This window comes from Streptomyces sp. NBC_01551, from assembly GCF_026339935.1.
Lineage (GTDB): Bacteria > Actinomycetota > Actinomycetes > Streptomycetales > Streptomycetaceae > Streptomyces.
Window position 1 is genome coordinate 35547 of record NZ_JAPEPX010000003.1, and the last position, 15761, is coordinate 51307.

Genomic DNA, 15761 nt, shown 5'->3' on the forward strand with positions numbered 1-15761 from the left:
GGACGGATGTTCCACCGGCCGTCCCCTCTCGGGTCTTCACGAAGACCTCTTGACGATGGACCCGAGTGGGCGCGACGGTGCGGATATGTGGCGTAACTGACCTTTCCGTTGAGTTGTCGTGTTGAGCGAGAGGCCGGTTTCGGCGAGGCACCCCTCGATGAGGTGGGGCCGTCGTTGGATGCGGCGCAGGCCGCTGCGGACTGCTTGGATGAGGTGGTCGCGGTCGGTGAAGACGACGTTGGCGGTAGTGCTTCGTCGGAGCAACGACCAGATGCCTTCGACCGGATTGAGGTCAGGCGCATAGCTGGGCAGCTGGACGATAGTGAGCCAGTCATGCTCCGCCGCGTACTCACGTAATCGACTGCAGCGGTGAACATTCAGATTGTCCCAGATCACCACGACGGGACCGCCGAGCTGAAGGTGAGCTCGCACGAGAAGATCACGGTAGTCCTGCCAGGTGAAGCCTCGGTGGGCACCTCGGTGATGGCCCTGGATGCGAGGACGGTAGATCAGGCGGCTGCGTTCGCCGGCCTTGAAGCACACCAGCGCGGCCAGCGAGATGCGGCCGCGAGAAGCGCCGTTGAACCGCACCACGGGCGTGTCTCCTCTGGGCGCCCAGGTGCGTGAGCGGTGCGACGTCATCGAGACGGCGGCCTCGTCCTCGAAGACCAGCCATGCCCCGAGCGTCGCCGCGGTGGCTTGCCTGTGGCCAGGTCTCCTTCACCCAGCCGGCCACCGCCGCGTCGACCCGGGCCGCCCGGCCCAGGCCTGGCCCAGCGGGCAGTCCACGCCGTCCGGGCTCCCCTCCATCCCCGCCGTCCCGCCGAACGCGTCCGTCGTCTGCAACTTCACGGCTTCGGAAGCCCCGATGGAGATCGACCTCGTGGCCGTGTCCGAGGGCGAGGTGGCGGTGAACCTGGCGCTGCCGCAGATCGCCGCCCTCGGCAACCTCAGCGCTGACGAGGTGATGACGTTCTCCAAGGACGAGCCCGGGATCGGCCAGACCAGGGTCACCCCGGGCCGGGGCACGGCCGCCGTCGCACGGGTGGCGGTGGCGGGCAAGGGCGACTTGGCGCTCGTGGTCTCCCAGGGATCGACCGTCACCAAGGCGGACCCGGCCCTGGCCGGCGAGTCGCTCATGAAGGTCGCCGAGGCACTCGCGGCCCAGCTGCGGCCGTAGGCGGCGCCGGCAGGCGGCCCGACCGGAGCGAGCCGGTGCGGTACCCGGGAGGGCCGAACCGGAGGTCGCCAGGGCCCGCGGCCCGGGCCGCCTCGGAGCACCGGGTGGCTCCGAACGAGTACCGCGACTCGACCTGCTCAACCGTCAGCTCATCGGCACACAGATACACCAACGAGCCCCACACCACATCCGTCATGCAGATGCGGTTGCAGTACTAAGCGTCATCCGTGTCCCCGTCTATGGAGCCGGCGTGAACTCCACGTCCGTACCTCCGCAGCCGGCCGCGATGTCCAGCAGCCGGTCCTGTTCCAGTTCGTCGACCGCCAGGCCCCAGCGGAGCTTGGTCGCGGTCCACTCTGCGCCGTAGCGGCACAGCGCCTCCGGCGACGACGGCAGCCACTGCGCGGGGTCCTGGTCGGACTTCTGCCGGTTGGAGAGGGCTGTGACCGCCACCAGGGAGGACAGCTGGCCCTGGTCGTTCGCGTACGCCTCACGCCGCTGCGCGGTCCACGAACTGGCGCCAGCTGGCGGGGAGCGTCATTCGAACCGTGCGGTTTTCCCTGTGGGCCGGTAGTGGAGTGCCTACGTTGGGCCTGCTGTACCCGGTGGATCGCCTCTCCTCGCACAGGTGTTGCCCACTGCGGGGTTGGTCCGCGACTCCGTAAGCCACCCGCGGGTCACTGGCGGGCCATGTGCATGCGCATCTCGCTCTCGACGTCGACGATGAGGTCGCCGGACAGGTCGACGGTGACGCTGTGAAGAGTGCCGGTGAAGCGGAACGGCGCCTGGTAGTCGGGGGTGACGGCAGATCCGGGATTGGCGCCGCAAGCCATGCCGCCCGGATTGAACGTGATCGGCGTGGTGACCGGCATCTCGGTCTCGCCGACGAGGCGGCCGTCGATGTAGAGCTGGGCGCGGCCGGGTGCGCCCTTGCCGTGGGCGATGTCGGGGGCGCCGGTGGGCTCGAACTCGAAGCGCAGCGCGTGCCGCCCCTCGGGCACGGTTTCGCTGGAGGCGACGTGGTGCAGGGCCCGTTGGACGTAGTTGTGGGCGTAGTGCAGGTGGCCGTCCTTGACGTAGAGGGACCAGCCGCCGGCGTTGGTGCCCTGGCAGAGCAGGACGCCTTGCGCGCCGCCGGGCGGGATCTCGACGTCGGCGGTGACGCTGTGGGGGCGGTTGAGGACCCGTGGGGCGACTGCGGCGGGCACGGCCTGGGTGCCGGAACGGAAGGTGTAGCTGGTGCGGTTCTGGGTGATCTGCGGCCGTTCGGTCATGATGCGCTGCAGGACGCTGCCGTCGATCGGCATCACGTTGTACTTGCCTGCCTCTACGTACCACAGCGCGATCATCTCGATGAGTTTGCTGCGGTGCTCCTGGGCGAGGTTCCGGGTTTCGGCGATGTCCTGGTCGACGTGGTAGAGCTCCCAGTGGTGGGCGTCGAGGTCGTCGAGGTCCGCCATCGTGATCGGAGTGCCGAAGGGCCGCTCGGCCTCGGCGAAGGAGGGGCCGGGCCAGGGACAGACCGCCCGCCATCCGTCGTGGTCGATCGCCCGGTGCCCGAGCATCTCGTAGTACTGGGTGCGGTGGCGGCTCGCCGCGGCGGCGTCGTCGAAGGTGTGCGCGAAGCTGACTCCGTGCAGGGGTGATTGGGTGACACCCCGGATGGTGGCGGGGGCCTCGATGCCGAGCACGTCCAGGACGGTGGGGACCATGTCGATGATGTGGGCGAACTGGTCGCGGATCGCGCCGCGGGCCTTGATGCCGTCGGGCCAGTGGACGAGGAACGGGTCGCTGGTGCCGCCGCGGTAGGTCTCCCGCTTCCACCGCCGGAACGGCGTGTTGCCCGCCCAGGTCCATCCCCACGGGTAGTGGTTGAACGTGGTGGGGCCGCCGAGTCCGTCGATCTGCTTCAGGCTTTCCTCCAGCGTTTCGGGCGCGTTGTTGAAGAACTGCACTTCGTTGGTGGTGCCGGTCGCCCCGCCCTCGGCGCTCGCCCCGTTGTCGGAGACGACCATGATCAGCGTGTTGTCGAACTCGCCGGTCTCCTTCAGGAAGTCCACCAGCCTGCCGAGGTGGTGGTCGGTGTGGGAGAGGAACCCGGCGTAGACCTCCATCATCCGCGCGGCGAGTCTCCTTGCCTCCGGGGACAGCGACTCCCACGTGGGCACGTCCGGATCGCGCGGGGACAGGCGGGCATCGGCGGGCACCACGCCGAGCTGCTTCTGCCGGGCGAAGGTCTGCTCGCGGTAGGCGTCCCAGCCGTCGTCGAACCGCCCCCGGTAGCGGTCGGCCCACTCCTTGGGCACATGGTGCGGGGCATGCGTCGCACCGGGGCACAGGTTCAGGAAGAACGGCTTGTCCGGGGCGACCTGCTTGGCGTCGGCGATGAACGACATCGCCCGCTCGACCAGGTCCTCCGTCAGGTGGTAGCCGTCCTCCGGCGTGGCCGGCGGCTCGACCTGGTGGTTGTCGTACACCAGGTCCGGATACCACTGGCTCGTGTCCCCGCCCAGGAACCCGTAGAACCGCTCGAAACCCCGCCCCAGCGGCCACCGGTCGTACGGCCCGGCCGCCGACTCCTGCTCCGAGGGCATCAGGTGCCACTTGCCGACCATGTACGTGTTGTAGCCGTGCTGCAGCAGCATCTCCGACAGGAAGCCGTTCTCGAACGGGATCTGCCCGTTGTAGCCCGGGTAGCCGGTGGCCAGCTCCGTGATCGCCGCCATGCCGTTGGCGTGGTGGTTGCGGCCCGTGATGATGCAGGAACGCGACGGCGAGCACAGCGCGGTGGTGTGCATGTTGTTGTACAACAGCCCGCCCGCGGCCAGCGCGTCCAGATTCGGCGTATCGATCGGACTCCCGTAGCAGCCGAACTGCCCGAACCCCGTGTCGTCGAACACGATGAACAGCACGTTCGGCGCACCCGCCACCGCCCGCACCGGCTGCGGCCACGCCGGACTCGACTCCTCGGTCGTCCGCCCGACCACCCCCGGGAACCGCTGCCCCGGCCGGTACTCACTCCACGACGACTGCGCCATCTGTCTCCTCCCGACCACAGAGCCCTGCCGCGACGCGGGATCCGTACCGGACGGCCGGGCAGGAGGCCCCGGCCGGGGCCACTATCCCGGGCTACTCCACGCTAGGACGCCGCCACCACCACGGCGAGCGGGCTGCGCCGTCTGGCCCTCCATGCGAGAAAGCGCTACGGGGCGGGGGCGTAGGCGACGGTGTCCACGCGGCAGCCGGCCGCGATGTCGAACAGCCGGTCCTGCTCGTCATGGTCGACGGTGAGAGCCGGCAGGCGCGAGCGAAGAACGCGAAGCCCCGGACCGGAGGGCGGATTCCAGTGATCGTCGCAACGTGACCACTGGAATCTACTGCGGCGGCGTCGGGCCCCTTCTGGCTGCGTTTACGCGTCCCGGCTGGTGGTTACGCGTCCTTGAGCCTGGTCACGATCCACTCTCCGAGTTCTCGGGTCATGACGGTGTGGCCTTCGTTGGTGGTGGCGCAGCGGAAGTCGTGGAGGTCGCTGCGCTCGGCGTCGATCTTGCCGTAGAGGGTGTCATTGTTGTCGATGTCGGCCGACGCGACGGCGCTGATGGTGGGGACGAAGGTGGAGGTGTTGTGCGCGAGTTCCGCCTTGTCGGGGTTGTTGATGAGGTTGGCCAGCAACGCGGCCACGCCGAAGTTGGAGGCGCCGCCGAGGAGCTCGGGGAAGAGACCGCCGGGAGCGCCGTCGATTTCGGGGAAGCCGGTGGTGTTGATCGAGACCTTGTCCTGGCCCGGCTCCTGCATCTCGGCGACGGTCTTGCGTCCCTGCCCCTGGGTACGCAGCTGCGCGGCCACCTTCGGTCCGGGGGCGGCCATCGCGGGACTGTCGGCGGGGATGTTGTTTCCGGCGCCGGTGCCCGTTCCGTTGGCGACGCCGAGCAGGCGGGGGATCTGGGGCCACTCACCCATCCGCTCCAGCGCGTCCAGGAACTCGGTCCGTGCCTTGTCCTGGCCGGCGGCGACGTCGAGGGTGGTGTTGGTTCCGGTTGCGAGGTGCCAGCGCAGCATCTGGCGTGCGGCAGGGCTGTTGATCAGGTCGGAGTAGAGGTTGAAGAGCTGCTTGCCTTCGCCTCCCCAGCGGGCCTTCACGAAGTGGGCGAACGCCTGGACTCCCAGGGGCAGCCACGCCCCGCGGTGCGGGGTGTCGTAGGAGAGGTAGGTGGAGACCTCGTGCTGCATCCGCTGGCGCTCCATCTTGGCCAGGGCATAGCGGGTGACCAGCCCTCCCATGCTGAAGCCGCCCACCGTCAGCTGGGCGTTGCCCTCGCGCTCGGCGATCGTCTGCATGATGCACTGGATCGCGACCTCGGCATTGTCGAGGATGGACGCGGTGCGGTCGGCGAAGCCCAGCAGAATGACGTCGAACCCGGCCTGGCGCAGCGTGGAGATGAACGGGTACTCCCCGTTCTCCAAGCCGTCGTACAGGTTGTCGACGTTGGTTCCCTCCGGAGCGAAGCCGTCGGCGAGGATCACCGGTCGCCGGAGGACCTTCTCGCCGGGTGACCTGTAGAAGACCCAGGCGGTTCCGCTGGTGGCCGCGGTGCGCAGATCCCACTTGGTGCCCCAAGGGGCGGCCTTCACGGCGGCGAGCTCAGACCCCGGAGGGGTACCCCAGATACTGACGACAGGCTTGGACATACTTCGACGTCTCCTTGGTGTCGCGGCGATCATGCTGATACAGCCATCGTCCCGACACGAGCACCCGCGCCCTAACCGAATCAGGTGAGATCACTCTCCCGGGCATGAAACGGCTCAATTCAGTCCCTCCCGGGCGCCTCTCGTACGCGGGCGCGCCACAACCAGAACGCCGTCCTGACGAGGCAGAGGCGTCGACGTGACGGGGGTGCCGTCACGCGACCGCGCAAGATCACCCGACCGCATAGGCAGCGTCGTGTCGGCTCCCTTAAGCCTGAGGCCCGAAGCTCCGAGAATCGGCGGCCAGTCCCCGCGTTAGGACTGTTCGACTTCCGTCATGAGGAGGCGGAGGGTCAGGGAGTGCTTTTCCGGCGGGAGGGCGTCCAGCGCGGCGCGGGCGTGGACGGTGCCGGCGGCGGTATCGCCGGACCGAGCGAGCATCAGACCGCGGTGCATCTCCAGGTGGGTGGCGAAACGGGGCAGGGTCGCGGGGAGCTCCGCCCGGGCCGCGTCCTGGGCGGCGACGGCTGTGGTCTCGTCGCCGAGGCGGGCAGCGAGCAGGGAGGTGAAGACGTTGACCCGCCACCAGGGGACGGCGTAGTCGGAGGTCTGCTCGTGGGAGCCGGCCCGGTCGAAGATGCGCCGGCCCTGGGCGAGGAGCTGTCTCGCGGTGGTGTGGTCGCCGCGGAGGGCAGCAGCGTGGGCCTTGCCGAAGACGGCGTTCAGCAGGCCCAGGGACGGGCGGTCGCTGATGGTGATGGCCTGGTCGGCGAACACGTCCGCGATCGGGAGGGCGGCGCCTTCGTAGCCGAGGGCGATCGCGGCGCGGCCGCGGACCCAGACGCGGGTGTCGACGTCTTCGGAGGCGTCGGCGGCCTTCGCGGCCATGCGGTACCAGTGCACCGCCTTCGCGCCGTCCGAGCCGGGGAACGTCTTCGCGTAGAGGGTCATCAGGCGGGCGGCGACGGACCACAGGCGGGGGTCGTCGAGCTGCTGCTGGACGGTGACGAGCTCGGCGCTCACGCGGCGCTGAATGTCCGCGGCACCCAGGCTCATGTACTCGGTGCCGTACGTGGCCAGCTTGGCCTCCCATGCCTCCACGGTGGGGCCGCCGGTCAGGCGGGCGGCGAACCCCGCGCTGAGGAGGTCGGAGGCCACCACAGGAGCTATCGCGGCGCCGGCCGCGTCGGTGAGGAACTCACATCGGTCCACTTGACCCTCCAGAACGGCCAGCGGCACGTCCAGCACCACGGACAGGCACCGCAAGTAGTAGGCGCCCGGCGTCACCACGCCGCGCTCCCACCGGGACACGTACTCGCGGGTCAGGGCTGTCCCGTACCGGGCGTTGATCTGATCGGACAGCCTGCCCTGCGACCATCCTCGCGCGGTACGCAGGTCTCTGATCAAGTCCCCGAGGTCCATATCCTCATCTTGCCCCTACCGATGCCCCTGGTGAGGGGACATCAGATCACCGACGGTATGCCTGCGGGGGCACGTCGAAGGGCGCCGGCGGGCGGTCGAGGAGCGGTGAGCGGCATGACGTACGACATCAGGCCCGGAGCACCAGGCGGAGGCCAGGGCGAAGCGGTGCACGTGACGCTCCCCCGGCGCGATCCCGAACCCGCGCCGGGCTGCGGAGTGCGCGGGCGCCGCGGGACGCCGTTCTGCGTGCCGGCGGGCCGGGGATATGTCCGGGGTGTCCGACTGCAACGTGGTCGTCCGCCGCCACCCCCACGCCTGACCGGGGGTGCGAGGTGATCGACCGGACGGACATCGGGGAGCGCGTCCAGGACGTGTACGGCAGGATCGGGATCCTGCGGGACATCGACCCCGCATGGGAGGACCCCTCCGACCCGCCCGGCGGCCGCCGTCGGCAGGTGGTGGCGTTCATCCCCCCGGAGCGCGGCGGGCGTGAGTGGCACGCCGACCCGACGACCGTGCAACGGGCGTGAAGAGCCGGCTTTCCCTGTCGCGTTCCGCCGGCCTTCGTGGGGCGGAGTCGGGACACGAACCGCTCAACGGCTGGTGAGGTTTGGGCGGCCCGGTGGTACTGCTGCCCCCAGAGCGCTCTGGGCACCGGGCCTCACCCACGCACGCCATATCGGCGCAGGCTGACCACGACCCTAACCGGCGCCCCCACCGGTCGAGGCACGGCCCGGAAAACTGGTCCTGGCACCTGACGGCTGCCACCACCGCTCGCGGTGACATCGTTCCCCCGACGACAGCAGCAGGGGACGGAAGGCGTCAGGCACCAGGACCGGGGTTCCGCCCCGGGCAGGCCGAGGAGAACGGCAGGGCGTGCCCGGGACGGCATGCACCCGGCCCTTCAACGACCGGGCACACCACGGGTTCCGCGCCCTGGCCACCGGGGTGCGAACCTCGCGGTTCTACGCATCCGGCCGGCCTGCGAACCGGCCCCCGAGGTGTGGGCGCGCCCACGCGGACATGCGGGGGGCAAACAGCGCACTGAGCGTCTTTCAGAGGCATCCCTGGCGGGGTGCGCGGTCAGGCCCAGAACGCGTCGGTGACGGTGATCTGGGGGTCGGCGTGGCGGCGGATGAAGGTGAAGATGAGCCAGCCGCGGCCACCGGCGAGGTCTGCGATGTGCGGGCCTCCCGGACTGGTCGAGGCCAGGGGCCGGACGGTGATCCAGTGCGGCAGCGACGCATCCGCGTCGATGCCCCGGTAGTAGGGATCCGGGGTGGTGATCAGCTCGGCGCGGGCTGACAGGACCAGCTGCTTGCCGTCCTCGGGCATGCTCTCGAATTCCTGGAGCGCCTCTGCCGTCCAGTCCATCTTCCAGGGCGGGAGTGGGAGCTCATCGGTCACCGACCGGGCTCCACAACAGCCGCTTGGCGGCGCAGCCGGCTGTACTCGGCCAGGAGCCGGGCGGACTCCTCGGGGTCCTCGGACTTCGCGGCGGCGGCTTCGAGGTCGCGCAGGTGGGCTTCCAGTCCGGGGTCGCGGGCGATGGCGTACTGGGTCCACCACAGGCGCATGAAGGCCGGTACCGGGGTGAGGTTGAAGGCGTCGCCGATCGCGCGGCGCCAGTGGGCCTCGAAGTCCGGCAGCAGATGCGGGGCGTGTTCCTGGATGGCCAGGCGCAGGGCCTGTGGGGTGCGTTCGGGCATCGGCGGCACCTGGCGGGGCTTCTCGCCGCCGGGGCCGTCGAAGTGGATGGGCTGCGCTGTCATGAGAAGGGACTCCTGGTCTGGCTGCGGTCCGGCCCTTTCAGGCGGCGTTCTGGTCGGCGCCGGGGGCCGACGGACGCTGTGCCATGTACTGCTCGAACCACTCAGCCGGCACGAGGTAGGCCAGGGTCTTGCCCTTGCGGGTGATCGCGGCGGGTTCCCCCGCGATCCGGGTGCGGTCGAGGATCTCGCCCATCTGCTTGCGGAGGTCGATCGTCGTGTACGTCTTCGGCTCCATCCCCCCAACCTACCCCAACTATCATAGTTGCGATAGTTACGCCCTCGCTCATGCACCCCAGAGGGACGTATCGCCGGGCGGTACTCGGCGCTCCCGGAGTGAGGCAGTCAGGTCGGTGGACGGGAGTGGCGTAGGGAGTAGGGGCGGGATGGTCTGGCTGGACGTCCATGACGATCCAGCGGAGGGCCGGGGCGGCGGGGCCTACACGACAGCCCGCCCGCCACCGAGTAGTGGCGGCCGCGCTGGGGTCTCCGAGGCGGTCGTGAGGCGGATCGGATGCCGATGTCGTGGCTTTCTACTGCTGATGTCCGGATGACCGTTGCGGCCGGCTTGTCAGTGGTGGGTGAGCGCGGCGAGTCCCGCACGGGAGGAGACCAGCAGGCGGCCTCGCGGCGTCACGGTCCGGGCTTCGGAGAACCACGGACCGTCCACCACCTGTCCGGCCGGCTCCCGGCCGGTCAGGTCCCACACCCGCAGGACCTGGCTCGAAATGTCGTAGCGCGGCCCGTCGGCATAGACAGACGGGGCACGGGTGACCGCCACCGGACGGCCCTCCACCAGTCCGGCCGAAACCGAGAACGGCTCAGTGGTGGGGCGGCTGTAGAGCTGTTCGCAGGTGACCAGGTCCCACACCCGCATCGTGTCGTCCGCACCCCCAGTGACGGCGATCGCACGGCCGTCCAGCACCGTCGTCGCCACATCCTGTACCAGCCCGTCATGACCGGTCAGCTCCCCGAGCGGCCGGCCCGTGGCCAGGTCGATGACCTGCAGGGGACCCTCGGCCTCGCTGGTGACGGCGATCGGGCGGTCGCCGTGCATCGCCGTGGCCGCCGCCCACACATCACCGCAGGAGCGGACCAGATGGTCGCCGATCTGTTCACAGGTGGCCAGGTCCCACAGCCGCGCCGTCCCATCATCGCCCGCGGTGACGACCACCGGACGGCCGTTCAAGACCGTTGCCGCAACCGCGTTCACCGGGCCCCGGTAGAGCTCGAGCATCTGCCCGACCTGCTCGCGGGCACCCAAGTCCCAGACACGCGCCGTACCGTCCTCGCTGCCGGTGACAGCGACCGGACGGCCGTCCAGCACCGCCGTCGCCAGACACCGTACGGAGTCTTCGTGGCCGGTGAGAGGTTCGCCGACCAGCAGGCCCGTGGCCATGTCCAGCATCCGCACCGTCGCGTCCTCGGTCCCGACGACGGCGACCTCACGGCCATCCAGGACGGTGCCCGCCACCGCATTGACCCAGCAACTGCCCGAGACAGCCTCGATCCTGCTGTCCCAGTCCGTCCGCCACTGCACGCCGGAACTCTCACCCGCCTGCCCGCCAGGCATGCCCCCGGAACCCGCAGGGAACACCATTCCCTCCCCGGCCGGGGCTATTGCGGCCGGAACACCGTCACTCTGCTCAATGTGGGACATGCACGCCACCCTAAGACCGGCCACTGACAGCCGTGAGACGGGCATCTCTCCCGCATGGGCGGAGTGTTCAGCACTGAGCCGATGCCGGAGGAGCTGTTCACCAGGCAGCGGATACAGCAGTTTGAGCGACCGCTGAAGGCGGTGCATGAGCCGGGCGGAGCCAGCTCAGCACAGGAGGGCCTGCCCTACAGTCACAGTAAGTAAATGGGGACAGAGCCCGGCCGTGGCCGCCCACATCGAAGCCCGACCAGGACGACCGCGCTCGCGTTCCCAGCCGCGGACCTCCCCGCCGAGTATCCGGCCCTACAAGGCGGCGGCGGCCGGACCCGTCGCCTCCCGGGTTTCCGGTCCGCCGGCAACGATGATCCGGCGCAGGACTTCGTGGTAACCCGGCCAGTCGTCGCTGCGTCCGAACCAATCCATCTCGACCACGTGATGCAGATGAAGCTGCATCTCCCGCAGCGCCGTCGCCTTCGCCGCAGCTACAAGCCTGCGGTTCTCCTCGCTGTCGGTGGCACCGTCAAGGACGCCACGCAGAGCCCTCTCCCAGCCCATGACCCACATCCTTGCCCCGTCGTGGTGGCTCATGTGGTAGCCCACCTCCAACAGCGATGACTGCTGGCGCGTCAGCTCTCCCCCGAGTACCCAGGAAACAGCGACCGCGGCCGCCTCCTGAACCAACTTCACATCATCAGGGCCATGGCTATAGGTGTTTATCTCATCCATGATCACGATCGTATTCGGGCCAGGGCGGGTGGCGCGCTGCCCATACCCGCGGACACTGCGTCCCCGGGTCCATGGAGACGCCAAAGCCCCAGGCCCTGGATGTGAGCGCCGGTGGTCCCCGCGCAGTCAGGCAGGGCCTCAGTAACTGCTCATGCCCAGCGCCATGATGCCGCCCGGCTGTGGGACGCTCGCAGCAAGGATGCTCAGGTCGACGGCGGTGTCTGCGTTCACGGCCTCCGGAGCCCGGAGAACGGCCTCGATGACCTGGCCGAGCGGGAAGTCACGACGGTACAGACAGACATCCGCCCGCCCGAGGGACGGCAGCCGGGCCGGAAAGTGACCGAGCTCCTCCACGGCGGCGAGCCTGGACTCCACATCGGCCACCGCACGAGGAGAAGCCCGGTGATGTCCCGCCAGCTGAAGCAAACGCGACATCGGGACGATGCACAGACCCGGTACATAGCCGAACAGCTTGGACCTGCCGGTGCGATGCCCCGCCTCCACCAGCGCGAGGAACTCCTCACCGATGTCCCCAGGCACTGCTGCCGATTCGTTCATACCGCGATAGTTCCACCCACGCCCCGGCCCTCCCGCAGCGGGGCTATCACCAGCGTCGACCGCCACCCCGACCCCGCCGGTCACGGTCGCCTCCATCGAAACCTGACCAGGACCACCGCACTCGCGTTCCCGGGCGCGGACGTCCCCGCCGAGTGCCCGGCACTACAACACGGCGTCAGCCTGGGCAGGAGTACACGAAGCTACGGAAACGCTGGTCTCGAACGCTCAGGGTGGTCGCCTTGGCCAGCGGCCTGCACGAGAGGACCCTGGGGTTGTGGCCAGGAAGATCATTCGACGGTGTTCTCAGTGCGGCAACCAGCTTCCGCCGGAGTCGAGAAAATCACGCCGGTACTGCTCGGCGTCCTGCCGCACGAGGGCCTGGCGGCAGTGGCGGGCCCGCCGTGCGGCACTCGACGCCGGCGGCGAGGCCCTACAAGCCCTGGCGGAGGGACGCCGCCATCCCTGGCCCCAGTCCGCGTGCCCGGAGTGCCGTTCCACCTGGTACCCCAGCGCGGCACCGTTCGGCCGACGGAAACGCTCGGACAGCCAGTACTGCTCGCCCCGGTGCAGGACACGAGCCTGGCGCCGACGCCAATCCCGTACAGGAGACGTCACACCGTGACGCCACTACCGCAACCAGAGGACAAAGGGGATGGGTCGGCCCGGCGGTACTGCCCCCAACGGGTGGGCACCGGGCCTGACCCGCGCAGGCCATATCGGCACGGGCTGCAGCGACACTAACCGGACCCTGCCCGGTGCCCCACCCCGCCTGTGTGACACCAGGCAGAGCAGCCCGGGTCGGTATCCGTGTGTCGGTCCCGCCACCCCGTCCGGTGGCGGGACCGACGTCAGTGCCGCGGCAGCGGCGGGCACAAGCGCTCGCGCAGGTACAGCAAGGCCGCCATGTCCGCCACGGCCGCAAAGTCGGCCAGCAGCGTGCGGATGCGGGCCTCGTCGCCGTCACGGACCGCCCGCACGATGTGCTCAACCGTCTCCCGGGCCCGGGGATCGATGCCTGCCGGACCGGCCGTGGCCCAACCAAGACCGGCCGACCCTGCAGACTCTCCCCGCCCGGCAGCCGCCGAGGCGCCTGACACCCCCGTCGTGCCCTCCCCAACGGACCGCGCTGCCGCAAGGTCACTGCCCCCGCGCACGCCTCGGGGCCCAGCGGGTACAGCCGCCGGCGCTCAACCCATGGCTGCCGCTAGACCAGGCGGCCCAGGAGCAGGGCAGCGCAACCGATCCCGCCTCCCCCCGAGCACCACCAGCGGCGCGGACCCGGCGACGGTCAGCCGCTTCACACTCACCTCCACCGGCCCGTCCCCCAGTTCGGCCAGCGCATCGGCGTCGTCCTCCTTGGCCCAGCCGGACAGGCGGTCCGTCCCCTGCGCGTCGTCCGCGAGGTGCAGCACGGCGACGGCGTGCGTACGGCCGCCGGGGCCAGATACGGCCGGCGTGGCCGCGTCGCCGACCTGCTGGTCACCGAGAGCGCCTATACCGACCAGTTCTCCTGGCTCGGCGCCGGGAGCCGATGAGCGTGTCGGCGGAGATCCAGTGGGGCCTGTTGCCGCCGCTGACGATGACCGTGCCGCAGGTCGCGGTGGCCGGAATGCTGGAGCCCGCCTACCGCGTCGCCGGTGACAGCTTCGACTACGCCCTCAACGACAACATCCTGCACGTGGCTGTGATCGACGCGATGGGCCACGGCCTGAACGCCGCCGTGATGGCGACGGTGGCGATCGGCGCCTACCGGAATGCCCGGCGCGTCTTCGTTAGCCTGGCCGAGAAGTACACGTACATGGACGACGCCATCTCCCGGCAGTTCGGTCCCGACCACTTCGTCACCGCCCAGCTGATGCACCTGAACATCACCACCGGCGAGCTGGAGCTGGTCAACGCGGGCCACCCCGCGCCGCTCCTGATCCGCGACGGCAGGGTCCTGCGGCAGCTGGACAGCGCAACAACCCTGCCCGTCGGCTTCGGCGGCGAGGAACCCCGCATCAGAGAGCACACACTCCAGCCCGGCGACCGCGTGCTCTGCTACACCGACGGCATCATCGAAGAACACGTCACCGGCGGGGAACTGTTCGGCGAGGAACGCCTCATCCGCTGCGTCAACCGCCTCGGGGAAAACCCGTCGGAGGGGATGCGGGCAGACCTGCGCAGGCTCTCCCACACGCTGAAGAGCGAACGAGGCGGACACACCAGCGACGACGCCACCCTCTTCATGATCGAATGGCGCGGAGGCGCCGCCGACCACCTCGCGGTTCTCGACTGAACGCCCCGACGTCAACCCTCTCTCGTGCGTGCTTACTGGCTGTGGTCGGGGACGTGACGTCCGTCGGCCAGGCGTATGGAGTGCCCGGCCGGTCTGGCCATTCACTCTTCAGTGAACTCCCAGGTCAACGACCTGCTCCTATTCAGGTTCGGGTGTGGTGGCGATGACGAGCTGGGCGGCCTCGGTGATGTTGTCGGCGCGGACGGCGCGGGCCATCGCTTCGCGGGCGGCGTCGGCGGTGGTGTCGGGGGGAACCACCAGCAGGACGAAGTGGTCGTTGTGGCCGCGGGTGATGAGGACGGTGTCGTCGCCGACCGGGTCGGAGTCGAGGTGCACGACCTGGTCGTCGATGACCAGACGGGTCGGGAGGCCGTTCCAGGCGGAAGCGTCCACGCCCACGCGGGTGATCGGCCCGAGATGCCCGGTCAACACGCTGATCAGCGCAGGCAGTTCGGTCTCGATGTTGCGGGTGCGGGGCCACCACGCGCCGTCCAGGAGCCCCTCCCGGGACTGCGTGGTCTCCAGCCGAAGCAGCGCCGTGCCAGGTTTGACCGCCTGGTGGATCGCATCCGGCAGGAGCAGTGATGGCCTGTGAGGAATGTCGGAGTCAGCCATGTGGATCCGCCTGTCAACGGGGTGCGGCCGGGCCTCGTCGCAGGTCGGGTGCCCGACCTGCGACGTACGCTAGCCTGCCGTCGTTTCACGGTACTCCCGCCGTCCGCACCGCCGCTCTCCACAGCGCCTCTGCCGGAAAATACCTGGTCAGACCCGTCAGAGTCCTGCGAACAGGCGTACAGTGAAAGCACCGGAAGTACTTCGCGCACCGGCTTTCACGCGGGTGTCGTTTCCGGCGATCGCCTAAAAACCGGGCTGCCGACGGGCAGTCCGGGGGCAGGTCCGCATCATGACCACCATCTTCGACCGGACCGCGCCCCGCGACCTCGCCGCAGAGCTCCCGGCCCGCTTGTCCCTCACCCCGAAGACCAACCTTGCCGGCCTGCTGGACGGTGCCTGGTGGCCCCGCTCCCGTGACCTCGCATCCGAGCTCCCGGCCTTGGCCGCCGCACTCGACGAGCCCTGGGGGCGCATCACGCGCGTCAGCGTGAACCCCAGCCGCTGGCCTGCCGTACCGCACACGGTTCCCATGGCCGGACGCATGCTGCACGTGGGCTGGTTCACCGAACAGGACCCCGACAAGCTGATCCTGCTCTCCTACACCGTCGGCCGATGGGACCTCCTGGTGATCCCGCCCGAGACCGAGCCCGCGGCAGCGGCCCGGCTGATGGCCGCCGCCGCGATCCCGGGCAGCGTCCTGGCCGCAGGCGTTCTGATGGCCAACGAGACCGTCATCGGGCGCAGCATCGGCGACGCCCGCCGCCGGGAAGACATCTGGGAGGGCGAAGGCGGGGCCTGCATGTCCCCCTTCGGGGAGCCGATGGGCCGGTCCGCCCTGCCGCTGCCCGGAAACGGCTGGAGGTGAGC

Annotated in this window: 16 protein-coding genes and 2 pseudogenes; 4 read left to right on the plus strand and 14 right to left on the minus strand. The window is 69.7% G+C overall.

Going from position 1 to position 15761, the window contains the following annotated elements:
- Positions 1-36 precede the first annotated feature (36 nt).
- Entirely contained in the window at positions 37-642 is a 606-nt protein-coding gene (locus OG982_RS30330) for a transposase (RefSeq protein ID WP_266794122.1), read from the minus strand.
- On the opposite strand from OG982_RS30330, the gene OG982_RS30335 reads away from it, so the two are divergent.
- Positions 581-1180, plus strand: a complete 600-nt coding sequence (locus OG982_RS30335; RefSeq protein ID WP_266794456.1) for a hypothetical protein — start codon at positions 581-583, stop codon at positions 1178-1180. The two genes, OG982_RS30330 and OG982_RS30335, sit on opposite strands and share 62 nt — an antisense overlap.
- 237 nt (positions 1181-1417) lie before the next feature.
- On the opposite strand, the pseudogene OG982_RS30340 reads toward OG982_RS30335, so the two are convergent.
- The 4 genes and pseudogenes from OG982_RS30340 to OG982_RS30355 all read right to left on the minus strand — a co-directional run.
- Positions 1418-1702, minus strand: a pseudogene (locus tag OG982_RS30340) (HNH endonuclease); the annotation flags it as partial.
- A 155-nt stretch (positions 1703-1857) separates the two neighbouring features.
- Entirely contained in the window at positions 1858-4218 is a 2361-nt protein-coding gene (locus OG982_RS30345; protein WP_266794123.1) for an arylsulfatase, read from the minus strand.
- A gap of 391 nt (positions 4219-4609) precedes the next feature.
- Complete coding sequence (locus OG982_RS30350) at positions 4610-5869, minus strand: triacylglycerol lipase (protein WP_266794124.1); 1260 nt, start codon at positions 5867-5869, stop codon at positions 4610-4612.
- Between the two features lie 312 nt (positions 5870-6181).
- Positions 6182-7288 (minus strand): helix-turn-helix domain-containing protein, encoded by a 1107-nt coding sequence (locus OG982_RS30355; protein ID WP_266794125.1) that lies wholly within the window; start codon positions 7286-7288, stop codon positions 6182-6184.
- A 332-nt stretch (positions 7289-7620) separates the two neighbouring features.
- On the opposite strand from OG982_RS30355, the gene OG982_RS30360 reads away from it, so the two are divergent.
- On the plus strand, positions 7621-7818 hold the full coding sequence (locus OG982_RS30360) for a hypothetical protein (protein ID WP_266794126.1): 198 nt from the start codon (positions 7621-7623) through the stop codon (positions 7816-7818).
- 553 nt (positions 7819-8371) lie between these two features.
- Here the strand turns inward: OG982_RS30360 and OG982_RS30365 are convergent.
- From OG982_RS30365 to OG982_RS30400, 8 genes are all read right to left on the minus strand, one after another.
- Positions 8372-8695: a hypothetical protein gene (locus OG982_RS30365; RefSeq protein ID WP_266794127.1), complete on the minus strand. Its 324-nt coding sequence runs from the start codon at positions 8693-8695 to the stop codon at positions 8372-8374.
- Positions 8692-9060: a DUF6247 family protein gene (locus OG982_RS30370; RefSeq protein WP_266794128.1), complete on the minus strand. Its 369-nt coding sequence runs from the start codon at positions 9058-9060 to the stop codon at positions 8692-8694. The genes OG982_RS30365 and OG982_RS30370 overlap by 4 nt, the downstream gene beginning before the upstream one ends.
- A gap of 37 nt (positions 9061-9097) precedes the next feature.
- Entirely contained in the window at positions 9098-9295 is a 198-nt protein-coding gene (locus OG982_RS30375) for a type II toxin-antitoxin system Phd/YefM family antitoxin (protein ID WP_266794129.1), read from the minus strand.
- A gap of 333 nt (positions 9296-9628) precedes the next feature.
- Positions 9629-10864 (minus strand): hypothetical protein, encoded by a 1236-nt coding sequence (locus OG982_RS30380; RefSeq protein WP_266794130.1) that lies wholly within the window; start codon positions 10862-10864, stop codon positions 9629-9631.
- Between the two features lie 156 nt (positions 10865-11020).
- The gene (locus OG982_RS30385) at positions 11021-11443 is read right to left on the minus strand and encodes a hypothetical protein (protein WP_266794131.1); all 423 of its coding nucleotides are present in this window, start codon (positions 11441-11443) and stop codon (positions 11021-11023) included.
- Positions 11444-11581: 138 nt separating this feature from the next.
- On the minus strand, positions 11582-12001 hold the full coding sequence (locus tag OG982_RS30390; RefSeq protein ID WP_266950183.1) for a hypothetical protein: 420 nt from the start codon (positions 11999-12001) through the stop codon (positions 11582-11584).
- An 848-nt stretch (positions 12002-12849) separates the two neighbouring features.
- Positions 12850-12978 (minus strand): hypothetical protein, encoded by a 129-nt coding sequence (locus OG982_RS30395; protein WP_266794133.1) that lies wholly within the window; start codon positions 12976-12978, stop codon positions 12850-12852.
- Positions 12979-13188: 210 nt separating this feature from the next.
- Positions 13189-13413, minus strand: a complete 225-nt coding sequence (locus OG982_RS30400) for a hypothetical protein (RefSeq protein WP_266950189.1) — start codon at positions 13411-13413, stop codon at positions 13189-13191.
- 39 nt (positions 13414-13452) lie between these two features.
- On the opposite strand from OG982_RS30400, the pseudogene OG982_RS30405 reads away from it, so the two are divergent.
- Positions 13453-14279 (plus strand): annotated as a pseudogene (locus OG982_RS30405) (PP2C family protein-serine/threonine phosphatase); the annotation flags it as partial.
- A 138-nt stretch (positions 14280-14417) separates the two neighbouring features.
- Here the strand turns inward: OG982_RS30405 and OG982_RS30410 are convergent.
- Positions 14418-14894, minus strand: a complete 477-nt coding sequence (locus OG982_RS30410) for a DUF5994 family protein (protein ID WP_266794134.1) — start codon at positions 14892-14894, stop codon at positions 14418-14420.
- 289 nt (positions 14895-15183) lie between these two features.
- Between OG982_RS30410 and OG982_RS30415 the strand changes: the two genes are divergently transcribed.
- Complete coding sequence (locus tag OG982_RS30415; RefSeq protein ID WP_266794135.1) at positions 15184-15759, plus strand: DUF5994 family protein; 576 nt, start codon at positions 15184-15186, stop codon at positions 15757-15759.
- The last annotated feature ends 2 nt before the right edge of the window (positions 15760-15761 follow it).